We start from the raw sequence: 16,273 nt of genomic DNA, 5'->3' as shown, positions 1-16,273 counted from the left end.
ATATATGGCAGATATTATTCAGCTTTTACCCGATCATGTCGCAAACCAAATTGCCGCAGGAGAAGTTGTGCAACGCCCAGCATCTGTAGTTAAAGAACTGCTTGAAAACGCCATTGATGCCGGCGCAGATTCTATTAAACTTATTATAAAAGATGCCGGAAAAACACTGGTTCAAGTTATTGATAACGGTAAAGGTATGAGTACTACCGATGCCCGATTAAGCTTCGAACGCCACGCCACGTCTAAAATTCGAAGTGCAGAAGATTTATTTCAACTGCACACCAAAGGCTTTCGTGGAGAGGCTTTAGCTAGTATTGCTGCTATTGCTCATGTGGAGTTAAAAACCAAACAACCAAATGACGATGTTGGTAACACTATTGTTATCGAGGGGAGTAAAATTACCGCTCAAGATGTGGTGGTTACACCTCAAGGCACATCGGTTTCCGTTAAGAATTTGTTTTTTAACATTCCTGCCAGACGAAATTTTTTAAAATCGGATAATGTAGAATTACGTCATATTATAGACGAATTTCATCGTGTATCTTTAGCGCATCCAAGTATTGGTTTTGTGCTTTATAATAATGGTAGCGAAGCTTTCAATGTACCAATAAGTAATTACAGACAACGTATTGTAAATATCTTCGGAACAAAAACGAATGAGAAATTGGTGCCTGTAGAAGAGGAAACTGAAGTGCTAAAAATATCAGGTTTTGTTGGTAAGCCCGAGTTTGCTAAAAAAACCAGAGGCGAGCAATATTTTTTTGTAAACGATAGATTTATAAAAAGTGCTTACCTAAATCACGCTATAGCTTCAGCTTACGATGGTTTATTGAAGAACGGTACACATGCCAGTTATTTTTTAAATCTAACTGTAGATCCGCAAACTATTGACATTAATATCCACCCCACAAAAACGGAAATTAAGTTTGATGATGAGCATACGTTGTACGCTATTTTACGTTCAGCAGTAAAACACAGTTTGGGGCAATTTAATATAGCGCCAGTTTTAGATTTTGATCGTGATGCTAATTTAGATACGCCTTACGATTTAAAACCAACGCCTAATAAAACACCTAGTATCGAGGTCGATCGAAGCTTTAATCCCTTCCAGGAAGAAGTCGTTGGCATAAACACGCCAAGCCCAACTAGAACAGTATCTTATAAAAAAGAACCAACCGAAAGTTGGGAAAGTTTATATGTTGGACTAGAATCTAAAGGCACAAAAACGCAGCAAGATTTTAGCGAAGTACATTTTGAAACCGAAGAGGCCACCGTGTCTATGTTCGATAAAGATATTGAGCAAACGCACACCACTTATCAATTACACAACAAATACATTGTAAGTACTATAAAATCGGGTATGTTGGTTATCGATCAACATCGTGCGCACCAACGTGTGTTGTACGAAGATTATCTGCAACACCTAACCATAAAAGGCGCTTTAAGTCAGCAATTGCTATTTCCTTTAGATTTACATTTTTCAAATCAGGAAATTGTTGTTATTAATCAGTTAAAAGAAGACTTAGAACATACCGGTTTCGTGTTTTCAAACGTTACAGAAGAGTCTATTGAAATTACAGGCGTTCCTGTTGGTGTTCCCGAAAGTGAAGTATCTATCATTTTAGAGCAATTGATAAGCGACGTGGAAAACGAGGTACCCGATAGTAATTTTTCAGCAACCGATTTATTAGCAAAATCTATGGCAAAAAGTTTAGCCATAAAAACAGGCCAGTCACTACAGAAGGACGAGCAAGAACATTTGGTAAATAAGCTATTTGCTTGTAAAGCGCCTAATGTTTCACCATCTAACAGAACCACATTTATCACGATGAGTGTGGATGAATTGGACAAAAAATTTATTTAAGATATGATGCGAATTTCAGAAACCGTTAAACACCTTATAATCATTAACGTGATTATGTTTATCGGTACTATATTTATAGGTCATGGTAGTTTTTACCAATGGTTCTCTATGTATTTTCCGCAAAACGAACTATTCAAACCGTGGCAACTTATAACTCACATGTTTATGCATGGAGGTGGTTATCTCGATAATTTAAGTGTAACACACTTGTTATTTAACATGTTTGCACTCTGGATGTTTGGTTCGCCAGTAGAACAAACTTTAGGCGCAAAACGATTTCTGTTTATTTATATTTCGGCAGGATTAGGAGCCGTTTTATTACAAATAGGATTTTACTATTATCAATATTTACCAGATTATAACGCGTTGTTAAATTCAGGTTTATCTGCCGAAAGCATCAAAAGTATGCTTGCTAATAACGAAACCATTGCCGGAGTAACACAATCTCAAATTGCATTATTAAAAGATATATTCCCAGCTTTTAATGCTAGTATGGTAGGTGCTTCGGGTTGTATTATGGGTATTATGGCCGCTTTCGCCATGATGAATCCTAATGCCGAATTAATGATGATTTTTCTGCCCATCCCTATAAAAGCCAAGTATTTTATACCAGCCATTATTCTTTTAGATTTAATTTCTGGTATCACAGGGCAGTCCTTTTTCAGTCCAAGTAATACGGCGTATATGGCGCACGTTGGTGGTGCAATCACAGGCTTTTTAATTATGTATTACTGGAAAAAAACACAGTTTAACAAAAACCGTTGGAACTAATGAGTCTAACCACCGACATAAAATATAAGTTAACGCAACTTAATATATTAGAGAAATTAATCGCGGTAAACCTAGTCATTTTCATTCTAGGTTTAGTTTATCGTCCAGCCATTAGCTGGTTGGCGTTACCAAGCGATGCCTTCGAAGCGCTCATCTCACCGTGGTCTATAATCGGGTACGCCTTCGTGCATTACGATTTTTTACACATGCTTTTCAATATGCTTTGGCTATACGTTATTGCGCGCATGTTTTTAAACCTTTTTAGTGCTAAAACCGCGCTAAATGTTTACTTTTTAGGAGCTATTTCTGGTGGCGTTTTGTTCATACTATGTTATAGCTTATTACCTTCATTTTTCGGAACAAACTCAAGCTTAGTAGGAGCTTCGGCGGCCGTTCGTGCCTTGTTAATTTTTCTATGCGCTTATATGCCCAACCAAGAAGTACGTGTTTTTACATTCAATGTTAAGCTTTGGTATATTGGGTTAGCTATCGTAATAATGGACGTTGTTGGTCTTTTCGGGGCAAATGCAGGAGGTAATTTAGCCCATCTCGGTGGCGGTCTCTTAGGCTATGTTTACGCAACACAGTTAGTAAAAGGTAACGATATAGGGAAATCTTTCGAGCGCCTTATAGATGCTATTAGCAATCTGTTTAAAGCCTCAAAAAAGAGTCCGTTAAAAACAGTGCATAAAAATAAAACGAAGGTTGGAGGTTTTAAAAAATCTGATTTTAGTAAATTCAACAATCAGAAACAAATCGATATCATTTTAGATAAAATCAGTAAAAGTGGTTATGACAGCCTAACAGCCGAAGAAAAAGAATTGCTCTTTCGAGCCGGTAAATAGTAGCGTTGTTATTTGGGCGTTACCCGAAAAGGGTCGGGCTTTCCGCTATATCTTTTTTTTTGGCATATTTGCATAGAAAAGAAGGTTTTGTCAAAATAGAGTTTACATACTATTAACGTTATTAATCAGAAGAAAAAAAAAAGGATGCCGCATCAATCCCTAACGCAGCCATCCCGAAGTCTATTGCCAACCTAAAAACGTATTTATCTAAAAGGTCAATAAAAGCAGAATGAAAAATTTAAGTTTCATTAATAAACTAATATACATCGTCAATAGCATTGTAGCGTTGTTGTTATTGCTTTCTATTGTGTTACCTTATTTACCACCTAAAACATTTTCCATTCTATCGGTCATTAATTTAGGCGTTTCATTCTTAATATTAGTAAACGTCTTGTTTTTTGTATATTGGGTTATCCGACTAAAAAAGCAATTTACCATCTCGCTTTTAGTGCTTATTATCACTTACTTTTCCTTTGGATCCTTGTATAAGTTTTCATCCGCAAAAGCAATTGAAGATCCTCAGAATTTTAAAGTCATGAATTATAACGTGCGTCTTTTTAATCTATACAATTGGATTCCTGAAGAAAACGTGGAAACCGATTTAGTAGCTTTTATAGAATCTGAAGCGCCCGATGTTCTAAGTATTCAAGAATATCATCCGCATAAAAATATCAACCTATCTTATTTTAAATATAAGTTCGAGAAATTATCAGGGAAGAAATTCAAATACGGACAAGCCATTTTTTCTAAGTTTCCTATAATAAATACAGGTTCTATTGAGTTTCCAAATACCTCCAACAACGCCATATTTGCCGATGTTGTAAAAGGAAAAGACACAATGCGCATTTATAATATTCACCTAGAATCGTTACGTATAAACCCAAAAGCAGAAAGCTTAAAGAATGAAGACTCCGAACGCCTTCTAAAACGTGTTGGGTCTACTTTTAAGCGTCAACAATATCAAACGGAACTTTTCTTAGACCACAAAGCAAAATGCAAGTACAAAACCATTGTATGTGGCGATTTTAATAACACGGCTTTTTCTTATGTTTATAGAAAAATTAAAGACGATTTAAACGACACTTTTAAAGAAGCCGGAAGTGGTTTCGGTCGTACTTACGATTTTCAGTTTTTCCCACTGCGTATTGATTTTATATTTGCTGACGATGCCTTCTCTGTAAACGGATTTAAAAGCTACGAGAATCATTATTCCGACCATTACCCTATAAGCACTACATTGAGTTTAAAAGAGTAGATTTTTGTGAAATACTCCGATTTGAACTGGTCTGTTTACTGCATAAAACTGCAGTCTACCACGTCTGCAATAATGTGGATAGCCAAACCTAAACCAATTAAACGGGTTTTCTTAAAAAGGGTAAGAATTAAATACACAGCAAATGCATAGTAGGTATGAAGCGGATGGAAGTTTATACTACATCTATTCGGATCGAAAATAGGATTTGCGAGTAAGTGGTCTAAATCGATAAGTATGCCACAAACCATAATGATATAGGCCATTTTCCAATACGGTTTAAACCAAATGAGCGCCACTAACAGCGGAAGTAAAAAATGGCATCCGTAATGTGCAATTGACTGTAACATTATTTAGGAGTGATAGTTTGAGATTCTAAATAATTAAGCGCATTAGGACCTTCATTAAAAAGTAAATCCAAAATACTTAAATTAGGAATAAACCCATGTTTGTTGTTAAACACTTGGGTGTAGTTTTCTAAATGTTGGGGTTGTTCTTTTTTAGCATGCACTAAAAACCTAAAATCTTTAACACCATCAACAATAGGTTGGAATGTTTCAGTTTTTGATGTCGGGATTTCTAATTGTAAACATTCACAAACGATTTCGAAACACTTCAAATTAAAATCTAAAATGTAATCGGCTTTCATTTCAAAAAGTGGTTTCAGCTCGTCTTCATAATATTCAAAAAAAGGAGATGTTCTGTATGCTGATAAGAGTGATTTCCAATGTAAACTTTGCCAGTTTTCATCATTAAAAATCTTTACATCACGATACTTTTGTCTGTTCTTTTGCGAGTGAATTACCGGGATGTTTAAAGTCAACTTCCCGTTAGCTCCATAAATGTAAGCACGGTTTCGGTAAGTTTGTTTTAAAAAATTATCGTCAACTTCAAATACCAATTCATCGGCATTTGCGATAGCAACAAAATTCGAAATACTTGGGAAATATGTAGGGTGAATTAAAATGCTCATTATGAAGTAAAAAAGTTGCTTAGCCAAGTATACGCAATAAACATCACACCAACGGTAATACCAATTTGCGCGATGGTACCTCCAAATAATGTTAAACCAATGGCTGCGAATATCATAACACCTCCGTAAGCTAAGTTTATTATTTTAGATTTTTTGGTGTTTGCTAAAACGCCACGAGTTAGTGGTAATATGGCGGCTAAACAGGTTAAACTTAACATGGTGAAATAGTCATTTTTAGTAGCTATGTTACACAGAAACATGACTAAAGCACCAATAAGTAAAGCGAAAAATACTTGTCCGCTTAACTTTTCTTTTTGGTCTAATAAATACTTGCCGTATTTGTCTAAAATAAGCAACATATTAGATAAAGGTTCCATAATCCAACTGCCCAAAGCAAATAATAAATAGATGATGATGAGCGGAATTAATAAAAAAGTATATCCCGATGCTGAAATTAGTTTAACCGAGAGTTTATAGGCAATATAAATACCAATAATAAAAATCCATTGGTTTTTCCCCGACTGCTTATTCATCCAAAAGGAATAGCGCAAATACAGGTTGTAAACTTTGTTTTTAGATTTTATAGCGGTAAGCATTCCCGACCGTGCATATTCCAAATTAGGGTTAAGCGATAAGGCTTCTTTAAAGTGGTTTAAAGCATCTTTGGTGTTGTTGTGTTCCAGGTAGCTCCAACCGACGTTAGCATGCGAATGCGCATCTTCAGGATCATCTTCAAGTAAATGCTCAATGGATGATTTAGCTTCGTCTTTTCTATTTAATTTTGTGAGTGCAGTGGTTCGGGCATTTAAACAGAAATTACTTTTCGGATTTAACCTTAAACCTTCATTGGCAGATTTTAGAGCATCCTCAAATTTTTTCTTCGACAATTCAATGTATGCTTTTTGCCCAAATGAAGTGTCCTGGTAAGGATCAAGTGCTATCGATTTATCAATGTTTTCCTCGGCTTCTTTAATCTTTTTTTGATGTAGATAAAGCTGAGACAAAAGGAAATAAACATGAGCAGCATCTGGAATGTCGCGTCGTAAATCCAAAGCTAAATTTAAAGCTTTATCCAATGCGCCTGTTTGAAAAAGGCATTGTGCCAAAAAATATTTAGCGGTGGTGTTATTGACGTTTTCCGATAAGGCCGATTGAAAATACGAAATAGCATCTTTATATCTTCCAATTTCAAAAAGCTGAATGCCGCGTTCTAGATTTGGGCTATCCATTATTTTTTAATTTTTAAATACACTAAAATATCATCGTATAAACCCGAATCGTTTGAGTAAAGTGCGTAGTTTTTTGCAGATTGAAACCACTCCTTGGTAGAGGCTTTCATTTTACCAAAAGCTTTTAAAATATCTTTCGTAGTTAAAGGTTTTGGAATCCCATCTTTGAACGATTCTAATAATTTTGCTTCAATAGCAATATCAATACTTGATTTAATATCAGCCCCAGAAAACGCTTTACTTTTTTTAGCTAGATCTTTTAGTTTAATATTATCGGTCGGTTTATCTTTTAATTGAATGTTAAAAATAGCTTCACGTGCAGCTTCATCTGGTGGCGCAACAAAGATGATACGATCGAAACGTCCCGGACGACGGAAAGCAGGATCAATATACCAAGGTGCATTTGTAGCACCTAAAACCAAAATACCATCGTTATCAGAATCTATGCCATCAAGTTCAGATAAAAACTGATTGATAACAGTGCGCCCAGCGGTTTTGTTAACGTCGTTCCTATTGGCACCAAGGGCATCAATTTCATCTATAAAAATAACACAAGGTTTGTTGGCTCGAGCAGTTTCAAATATTTCGTGTAAGTTTTTTTCAGAACTGCCCATCCACATATCTAGAATATCGTTAATACCGATATTAATGAAATTTGCATTGATTTCACCAGCGGTAGCGCGTGCAATGTGAGTTTTTCCACAGCCTGGAGGGCCATAAAGTAAAATACCACCTCCAATTTTTTTGCCGTAAGCTTTGTATAAATCTTTGTGCAAAAGCGGTTTGATTATTTTTAAATCAATTTCCTCTTTTACTTTATCCATACCGCCAACACTGTCGAAGTTGACGTCCGGTTTTTTTAAGAAATGAATGGCATCTTCATCTATGAAGTCGTCGTCAAAATCTTCAATAGCTACTTTAAATAAGCTTTCGAAATCGTCGTTTCTATAGTGGTTATCAATCTCCAGAATACGCTGATAAACAGCAAGGGCTTCTTCGTTTTGATTCTGTTCGATATGGCTAGAACATTGAAGTTCTAAGTAATCGATGTGTTCTTCGTTATCTATTAATTCTTCAAGAATAACGTCTGTTAAATTATATTTTTTCTGTTTGAAATAACATTCCGCTAAAAAGAACTTATAAGCCGCTTTAGGTTGTTTATCCAAAATGAATAACAAATGTTTTTCGGCTTCTTCATAGTTTAAAGCATCGGTATACATTTTTGCAATTTGGAATCGCAATTCTATGTTTTCAGGCGAAAACTCTAAGGCTTTTAGAAGGCTTTCTATTAGCGCGTTATTCATAAGTACAATTTGTTTTTTTTAGCTTTTATCGGCTTTCATAGTTCTCCATTTTTTAAATCCGAACCATCCTGCTAGCAAAATTAAAAACGGAATTAAAAAAGAGGTTGCTTTTCCGCTACCACTAACGGTAGTGAAGAAACGTTCCCAACGTGGGCTAGATCCATCCCAACTCATCCAAATAAATACAGGTTTTCCAACCACGTGATCGAAAGGCACAAAGCCCCAAGCACGCGCGTCTATAGAATTGTGGCGGTTATCACCCATCATCCAATAATAATTTTGTTTGAAGGTATAAGTTGTGGCCACTTCGCCATTAATTATAATTTGATTGCCTTTCACCTGTAAATCGTTGTGTTCATATTCTGTAATCACACGTTTGTAAAGCGGTAAAACATCTAAATTGATATCAATTGTTTTGCCTTCTTCAGGGATATAAAGTGGTCCGAAGAAATCCACATTCCAATCGTAATTCGGATCGTGAGGAAAAATATTAGGATCTCTAACACCTTTTTCTTTCTTATTAGGGGTGATGCTAGCCACGTTTGGATGATTTTTAAACTGCGCTAAAGCTTCATCTGAAATGGCTGAAAAGTAATAGGTGTTTTGGTTGTTGATAATGCCAAAACCATCCGTAATATCATAACGTTCTTTTAAATATGCAGGATTAAACTGATTGGTTTTAGGTTGAACCAAATAGCTAAACTGTAAATGTGCCCGGTCTGGTAATTCGTTTTTCTTCCCATTAATATAAACAAAACCATCACGAATTTCTAGGCTGTCGCCAGCAATAGCAACGCATCGTTTTACAAGATTGGTTTTTTTATCTATAGGCTTGTAGTAGTTTCTGTCTGGCGTAAAGTTGTTCATATCCAACAGCGTATCGGCAGGTTGGTTGAAAACAACAATCTCGTTACGTTCTATATTTTCGAAACCTGGAATACGTAAATAGGGTAGTTGTAATTTATTAATTAGAGAAGTTTTACGTTCGTCATAATGATCGTTAAATAGGTACGATTTCTTTTTTAAACCCGGAATAGTGTCATGCACCATAGGCGCTCCAATGGTTGTCATTGGTATTCTTGCTCCATAATGAAACTTACTTACAAAAAGGAAGTCGCCAACAAGTAATGATTTTTCTAAAGAAGATGAAGGAATCGTAAATGGCTGAATAAAATAAGTATGTACAATAGTTGCTGCAACAATGGCAAATAAAATAGAGCTTACCCAATCTCCCGTAGCCGATTTAGGTTGTAAACTTCTATCTTCAATGTAAGTTACATCTGCAACATAGTTCAGGTAGTAGTTGTAAAAACCTAAGGAAACAACTGCTAAAACGGTGTCTAGAGTTGTGTTTTTCCCGAAACTTCTAGCTGTTTCTACCCAAATTACAGGAAACATAATCATGTTTACAATTGGGAGAAATAAAAGGATAACCCACCATAGCGGACGGTTAATAATTTTCATTAATATAACGCCGTTATATACCGGAATAAAGGCTTCCCAAGCTTGTCTTCCAGCTTTTGTGTATAATTTCCAAGTTCCTAATCCGTGAATCACTTGAATAATCAAAATGAATATAAACCATTGCATTAATGTCATAATCCTAAAATTTTATTTATTGATGAATACAAAATGAAATTTTATATAATTGATGACGTTCGGTTTTATTATATTTTTAATTCTGAAGAAACTAAAAAATGCAAAACTTAATAATTATCAATCTTACTAAAATTCATTGGGTATAAGTTGCTAAACCCGGTTTAGCGTTACATAAATGTTGTTTTTTAACCAATGTTTAACACATCGTTCATGGTGAAAACGCCTGCTTTTCCAACAATCCATTCGGCTGCAATTACAGCACCAAGAGCAAAACCTTGTCTGTTATGTGCTACATGATCTATTGTTATGGTGTCTACTTCACTTTCGTAAGTTACCGTGTGCGTGCCAGGAACATCCTCGATACGTTTGGCAACTATAGGTAATTTTTTGTCTGCTTTATCATCAAGCAACCAACCTTCGTAATTTGGGTTATTAGCGATGATACCTTCGGCTAAAGTAATGGCTGTTCCGCTCGGGGCATCTAATTTTTTAGTATGATGAATTTCTTCCATAGAAACATTGTACTCTTTTAAAGTACTCATCATTTTGGCTAAAGTTTTGTTCAACTCAAAAAAGATGTTAACGCCTAAACTAAAATTTGAAGCATAAATAAAAGCTCCCTTTTTCTCTTCGCATAAGGCCACGGCATTATCGTAGTTTTCTAACCAACCTGTGGTTCCTGAAATTACGGGAACATTGTTGTTTAAGCAATTAGAAATATTTTGAAATGCGACGTTTGGAATACTAAAATCTATAGCAACATCGGCTTTTGAAATATCATAATCTTTATCTTCTTTATCAACCTTTAAAACAATAGTATGGCCGCGTTTAATAGCAATTTGTTCAATGGTTTGTCCCATTCTCCCGTATCCGAGTAAAGCAATATTCATATTAAAATTTGAAATTTAAAGTTAATCCAATGTCGCTTTTTGCGTCAATTTCATTGAATTTGTAGTGTGGTGCCAATGATAAATTTTCATCGACATTATATTGAAGTAAATGCGCATTTACATTGGCTTCTATGATGTTTAAAGCATACATGCCAACAAGCACAAGTAAAGATATTTCTTTGTTTTTTTTGTAAAATTCTTGAGCGGTTTCCAAACGTTCTGTGCTCACACGCGGATCGTCTAGTTTTTCGCCGGCCGCACTGAAATAGAATTCATCGGTTTCAAAACCTGCTAAACGACTTTTATAAGCATCGCGAAAGCGGTTGTATTCGTTGTTATTGTTAATGTAAAAATAAACACCGGTGCCAAGTGCAGCATATACGATGGGGATTTTCCAATATTTTTTATTGTAAGCTTGCCCTAAACCTGGTAAAATAGCCGAATAAAAGGCTGCTTTTGCTGGTCTTAAGGCATCGAAAGGTTCCGTGATTTGAATAATAGAATCTATAACCACGCCTTCCGGAAGTAGCACTGCTTCGTTTTCCTCTTCTTTCGCTTCTTCTTGTGGTTTATCTTGTGCGAATAAAGAAAAACAACACAGAAGTGTGCATAATATGGTTGTTAGAAATGTTTTAAATTTATTTTGAATCACCTTCAACTAATTTTTTAATACGGTTAAAATCTTCTTCGGAATGAAATGGGATTGTAATTTTTCCCTTTCCGTTTTTAGAGACTTTAACGTCAATTTTATGTCCAAAGTATTCCGAAAACGAGTTAATACCTGTTTTAACAAAATTTGGCATACTCGGTGCAGCTTCCTTTTTTATAGGAGCTTCAACCGTTTCATTATTGTTATAATTGCGAACTAAAACTTCTGTATCTCTAACCGATAATTTGTTAGAAAGAATTTTTTCGTAAATATCTAGTTGAATCGATTGGTCTTCAATAGTAATTAAAGCACGCCCATGTCCCATAGAAATAAAACCGTCTCGCATTCCAGTTTGGATAATAGGATCTAACTTTAGCAAACGCAAATAATTGGCAATGGTAGAACGTTTTTTTCCAACGCGCTCGCTCATTTGCTCTTGCGTTAAATTTATTTCGTCTATTAATCTTTGGTATGAAAGGGCAATTTCAATCGGGTCTAAATCTTGACGTTGAATGTTTTCAACCAAGGCCATTTCTAGCGATTCTTGATCGTTTGCAATTCTAACGTAAGCCGTAATGGTTTCTAAACCTAATAATTTAGAAGCTCTAAAACGGCGTTCTCCAGATACCAATTGGTATTTGTTTAAACCTAATTTTCGAACCGTTATAGGCTGGATAATGCCTAGTTCTTTAATAGAAGAGGCTAATTCTCGTAATGATTCTTCACTGAAATTAGTACGAGGCTGAAAAGGGTTAACTTCAATATAATCAATGTCTAAATCGACAATATTTCCAATAACTTTATCTGCATTTTTATCTTCTGCCGATTGTATATCGTTAGTCGGATCTTGTAAAAGAGCCGATAAACCTCGTCCTAAAGCTTGTTTTTTTGTTGCCTTAGCCATAATTATTCATTTTTAGTGATAACTTCTCTTGCCAAACTCAGGTAATTTGTGGCACCTTTACTACTGGCATCGTAGTTAATAATGCTTTCGCCATAACTTGGCGCTTCGCTTAATCGTACGTTTCTTTGTATTATGGTTTTAAAAACCATATCGTTAAAATGTTTCTGAACTTCTTCTACCACTTGGTTTGAAAGTCGTAAACGTGAATCGTACATAGTTAAAAGTAACCCTTCGATGTCTAAATCTGGGTTATGTATTTTCTGAACACTTTTTATAGTGTTTAATAGTTTTCCTAAGCCTTCCAACGCAAAATATTCACATTGAATTGGGATAATTACTGAATCGGCAGCCGTTAAAGCATTTAATGTTAGTAGGCCTAATGATGGCGCACAATCAATTAAAATATAATCGTAATCGTCTTTAATTTCTTGTAACGATTTTTTCATCATATACTCGCGCTCGTCTTTATCAACAAGTTCTATTTCTATGGCTACCAGGTCGATATGAGCCGGAATGATATCTAAATTCGGCGTATCAGTTTTCATAATGGCCTCTCTTGCCGTGTTAGAATGCTCTAAAATTTGGTAAGTTCCAATCTCTACAGATTCTACATCTATGCCTATTCCTGAACTGGCATTGGCTTGAGGGTCAGCATCAATAAGCAATACTTTTTTTTCTAATACCCCTAAGGATGCTGCTAAGTTTACCGATGTGGTTGTTTTTCCAACACCTCCTTTTTGGTTAGCAATTGCGATGATTTTACCCATTAAATAATTTGAATTTATTAGCGGTAAAAATACGATTAATTATTAGGAATAAAAATGGAAGATGTTATTAATTAATTCACAAAAAAAAGACAACCTTGAGAGTTGTCTTTTCTTAAAATTATAGGGTAATTATTGCGGATTATTCTTTTTTCTTACCTTTTCCTTTTCCTTTACCTTTTTGGTTGTTCATTGATGCTTTAAATTCTTCTAAAGTAACCGATCCATCGCTGTTTTCGTCCATTTTAGCAAAACGTTTTTCTAATACGTCAGCTTCCATTTCTTTTTTACGTTTTTTAGATTTGTATTCATCTAAAGAAATTAATTTGTCTTCATCAGCGTCATAAGAAGCAAACATTTTTTCTGGGTCTGGCTTCTTTCTGTCTTGTGCGTTTGTTACTGAAAAGGCACATAAGGCCACTACAACTATTCCGAATTTTAAAGTTTTTGATATCATTTGTTTTGTTTTTAATGGTTTGAACTGCTTTCTTTGACTCTGTTTTTTCGAAAAGGTTTAATGACTTGTTAATTTTTTTTGAATTTTTTATTATTTACTGTGAAATAATAAATATTTCTGAATGATTTAGGCTATTCTCGTTCGTTAAATTAATAATATAAGCACCATTTTTCAGGGTTGATGTATTAATTGTCGCTTCTGAAGAGGTCATTTTTACATCTTGATTTAAAACAAGGCGGCCATCTACGCCATAAATTTTGATGTTTTTTACAGGAGTATCTAACGACTTAATATGAAGTTGATTTTTAGTAGGGACAGGATATAATAGGATACGAGTTTGTAACGGCTCGCTTGAAGTTGATAGGCTTACGGTGCTATAAAACTCAATTTCTGAAATGGTATTCCAATCACTTGGACGATCTGGTTGACCGAAACCAATTATTTTGACATATTTCGTACCTACAGCTACTTGTGGGAGTTTGTAGCTAGTGAAAACATCATTATTGGTTTCGCAAACTAAATTACTTTCACCTGGAAAGGCATTTGAGAAATCGGCCTCAGCAGTTCCTGTTGTTGATGTCCATATTTGAAACTCATAGCGTTTCCCATTGGTGCTAGCATAATCTATAAGTTGTAGGTTATATGTTCCTCCTAAATCGAAAATAATTTCACCAGGTTCACCATCAATATTTTTTCCCGACCATTGGGTGTCAAAATTTTTATCTAATGAATGTGCGGCAATATTGTTTTTCGTATCTGTAATTTCTTCAGCAAAAACATAATGTATGCTAACGTTATCGTTGCTCGATTGGTCGTTAATTAAAATGAGCCCATCTTTTGGGTCTGCAGGACCTTGTATAATTTCTAACGTTCTTGAAATGTTACCACCTTCAATAGTGATTTGTGTTGAGCGCGTTGAAAATGTTGGGTTTTGTAGAACGGAAATTTCAATACTTCCGTTATTGCTGCCGCTTGTTGGTGTTACAGAAACCCAATTGGTTGAGTTGTTTACAGTCCAATCTACATTAGATGTAATAGTTACATTTTGAGACGCTTCCGAAGCAGGAAACGGTGCTATTGATGAAAGATATAAGCTTTCTGAAGTATCATCAATTTCATAAGCATCTGGTCCAACATCAGTGGAGTTTAAAGGTTTGTATCTTATGCTTTCTGTGCTAAAATGATCGGCTCCAGGATTACTACTTGTCGGTCTCATTTGTCCTTCAATATCTTCGGAAATAGATTCGTTAGTAACACCATTGCTATATAATGGGGTGGTTGCGGAGGTTTTCCAAGTCCCAGAATCTGCATCAAAAATAATATTAGGGTTTTCATTAACCACTTCGCTCATATCAAAACTTGTTGATGTTGCTCCAGCTAAAAGTACAGCGTTATCTTTTGGGAAAAATAGGTTGTTTTTCCAAGTAATGTTATCGCCTTGGTCGTTATCGGTATCTACAATTTCAACTAAAGCATTTTCCGATCCTGTAATTAAATTGTTTGCAATGGTTATGTTTTCTAAATCTTTAGAATACGCATTGTTGTTGTCGTAACCAATTTCAATACCATGGCTGTTATTCACCAAAGTGTTGTATGCAATTAATACGTTTTCTGCTCTAAAATGTTTTGACAAACTGCTGCTTTGCCCATCAATAGCGTCGCCTAGAGTTAAGGTAATTGGTGCATCCCAACGGGTGCCAGTTAAACCTTCCATGTAATTGTTAATAATTACTTGGTTTTTGCCGTAAATACGTATGCCTCCGGTGTATAATGTAGCGCCATCAGGAGATGTGGTTATGGCCTTTCCGTTGCCGAAAAAGTAATTGCCTTCTGCTCTGTTGTTATTTCCGTGTCTAAAAGATAGTGTGCCATAACTGCTTTTAAAAGTATTATGGCGCACCGTATTGTCCGACGATTTTATAGAAACAATTTCAGGGTCGCCGTCGCAATCTTCAAATAAATTAAATTCGACGATTGTATAGCCGCTTGATTGTGACATTTCGCTCCAACCAATTCTAATAGATTCTTGTTCGTTAACAGCTCTTGGTCCATTATTTTTAAAATGATTGTGGTCTATTCTGTCGTATTGTGATTGGTAGGCTACATCGTTAGAATCTGTGGTGCCATCTATCGTAATGTAATGACCTGGCGTAGTTTTATTCTGAAATATATTATGGTCTATTCTGTTGTTATGGCTTGGGTAAACAAATGGTTTAGTGTTGTCGTTATAAACGCCGCCGATATAAACCCATTTAATAGATTCTTCAGTAACTAACTCAAAAATATTTCTTGTAATTCGAATGTTGTTACAGCCTTCTAATTTTATTAAAGAATTATCGCCAACACCGTCAATCACAAAACCTTCTAAAGTAATGTGAGCCGATTTTTTAAAAACAAAATGCGATTCGCCTGTTAAGGTTACACCGCCAACAGTTTCAGCCTTAATAATAATGGGGGTGACCGCTGTGGCCATGACTTCAAACGTGGCTTCAAAATCATTGTAAGTTCCGTTTTTAACAATAAAAGTACCACCATTGGTACTGGCGTTTACGGCATCTACTAGATCTTCTGCATCGGTAAATGTTTGCGCCAAAACTTGGAGGTTACAGCTGAAAATTAATACAATAAAGACTGCTTTTGAACGAAAAGGTTTAAAACAAGAAAGCATGCTGAGGGTAGTTCTTAATGGCATTTTAGTTTAGTTTTAATGGTTAATTAATTGGTTTCCCAGATTGGTAAACCAATGTAAATTTTAATTTTATCTGTTCAAAT

General features: G+C 35.3%; 15 protein-coding genes. 4 read left to right on the top strand and 11 right to left on the bottom strand.

The genetic code is table 11. The annotated features are described in order from the left end of the window. The first annotated feature begins 4 nt into the window (after positions 1-4). From mutL to QWY92_RS11120, 4 genes are all read left to right on the top strand, one after another. The gene (gene mutL / locus QWY92_RS11135) at positions 5-1,864 is read left to right on the top strand and encodes a DNA mismatch repair endonuclease MutL (RefSeq protein WP_290271248.1); all 1,860 of its coding nucleotides are present in this window, start codon (positions 5-7) and stop codon (positions 1,862-1,864) included. 3 nt (positions 1,865-1,867) lie between these two features. Beyond that, a complete protein-coding gene (locus tag QWY92_RS11130) occupies positions 1,868-2,635 on the top strand; it encodes a rhomboid family intramembrane serine protease (protein WP_290271246.1) in 768 nt (255 codons plus the stop codon). After that, positions 2,635-3,480 carry a rhomboid family intramembrane serine protease gene (locus QWY92_RS11125; protein WP_290271244.1) on the top strand — a complete coding sequence of 282 codons (846 nt, stop codon included), beginning with the start codon at positions 2,635-2,637 and terminating at the stop codon, positions 3,478-3,480. Before QWY92_RS11130 ends, QWY92_RS11125 begins: the two co-directional genes overlap by 1 nt. 229 nt (positions 3,481-3,709) lie before the next feature. After that, positions 3,710-4,735, top strand: coding sequence for an endonuclease/exonuclease/phosphatase family protein (locus tag QWY92_RS11120; RefSeq protein WP_290271242.1), 1,026 nt, complete (start codon positions 3,710-3,712; stop codon positions 4,733-4,735). Positions 4,736-4,770: 35 nt separating this feature from the next. Here the strand turns inward: QWY92_RS11120 and QWY92_RS11115 are convergent, their stop codons facing one another. The 11 genes from QWY92_RS11115 to QWY92_RS11065 all read right to left on the bottom strand — a co-directional run bounded on the left by QWY92_RS11115 (position 4,771) and on the right by QWY92_RS11065 (position 16,193). Beyond that, positions 4,771-5,082 (bottom strand): DUF6122 family protein, encoded by a 312-nt coding sequence (locus QWY92_RS11115; RefSeq protein WP_290271240.1) that lies wholly within the window; start codon positions 5,080-5,082, stop codon positions 4,771-4,773. Next, on the bottom strand, positions 5,082-5,705 hold the full coding sequence (locus QWY92_RS11110; protein WP_290271238.1) for a WbqC family protein: 624 nt from the start codon (positions 5,703-5,705) through the stop codon (positions 5,082-5,084). Before QWY92_RS11110 ends, QWY92_RS11115 begins: the two co-directional genes overlap by 1 nt. Further along, positions 5,705-6,934 (bottom strand): tetratricopeptide repeat protein, encoded by a 1,230-nt coding sequence (locus tag QWY92_RS11105; protein ID WP_290271236.1) that lies wholly within the window; start codon positions 6,932-6,934, stop codon positions 5,705-5,707. The genes QWY92_RS11110 and QWY92_RS11105 overlap by 1 nt, the downstream gene beginning before the upstream one ends. Further along, positions 6,934-8,238 carry an AAA family ATPase gene (locus tag QWY92_RS11100; RefSeq protein WP_290271234.1) on the bottom strand — a complete coding sequence of 435 codons (1,305 nt, stop codon included), beginning with the start codon at positions 8,236-8,238 and terminating at the stop codon, positions 6,934-6,936. Before QWY92_RS11100 ends, QWY92_RS11105 begins: the two co-directional genes overlap by 1 nt. Before the next feature lie 18 nt (positions 8,239-8,256). Further along, on the bottom strand, positions 8,257-9,837 hold the full coding sequence (lepB, locus tag QWY92_RS11095; RefSeq protein WP_290271232.1) for a signal peptidase I: 1,581 nt from the start codon (positions 9,835-9,837) through the stop codon (positions 8,257-8,259). Positions 9,838-10,022: 185 nt separating this feature from the next. Beyond that, positions 10,023-10,727: a 4-hydroxy-tetrahydrodipicolinate reductase gene (dapB, locus tag QWY92_RS11090; protein WP_290271230.1), complete on the bottom strand. Its 705-nt coding sequence runs from the start codon at positions 10,725-10,727 to the stop codon at positions 10,023-10,025. Between the two features lies 1 nt (position 10,728). Further along, the gene (locus tag QWY92_RS11085; protein WP_290271605.1) at positions 10,729-11,376 is read right to left on the bottom strand and encodes a DUF5683 domain-containing protein; all 648 of its coding nucleotides are present in this window, start codon (positions 11,374-11,376) and stop codon (positions 10,729-10,731) included. Continuing rightward, positions 11,366-12,280 carry a ParB/RepB/Spo0J family partition protein gene (locus QWY92_RS11080; RefSeq protein ID WP_290271228.1) on the bottom strand — a complete coding sequence of 305 codons (915 nt, stop codon included), beginning with the start codon at positions 12,278-12,280 and terminating at the stop codon, positions 11,366-11,368. Before QWY92_RS11080 ends, QWY92_RS11085 begins: the two co-directional genes overlap by 11 nt. Positions 12,281-12,282: 2 nt before the next feature. Continuing rightward, complete coding sequence (locus QWY92_RS11075) at positions 12,283-13,047, bottom strand: ParA family protein (protein ID WP_290271226.1); 765 nt, start codon at positions 13,045-13,047, stop codon at positions 12,283-12,285. Positions 13,048-13,186: 139 nt separating this feature from the next. Then, on the bottom strand, positions 13,187-13,501 hold the full coding sequence (locus tag QWY92_RS11070; protein WP_290271224.1) for an EF-hand domain-containing protein: 315 nt from the start codon (positions 13,499-13,501) through the stop codon (positions 13,187-13,189). Positions 13,502-13,595: 94 nt separating this feature from the next. Further along, the gene (locus QWY92_RS11065) at positions 13,596-16,193 is read right to left on the bottom strand and encodes a chondroitinase-B domain-containing protein (RefSeq protein ID WP_290271222.1); all 2,598 of its coding nucleotides are present in this window, start codon (positions 16,191-16,193) and stop codon (positions 13,596-13,598) included. Positions 16,194-16,273 lie beyond the last annotated feature (80 nt).

The organism is Algibacter miyuki (assembly GCF_030409805.1).
In the GTDB taxonomy this organism is placed as follows: Bacteria; Bacteroidota; Bacteroidia; order Flavobacteriales; family Flavobacteriaceae; genus Algibacter; species Algibacter miyuki.
The sequence above is the reverse complement of the archived record's forward strand: the minus strand, read 5'-3'. Positions and strand labels throughout refer to the sequence as shown.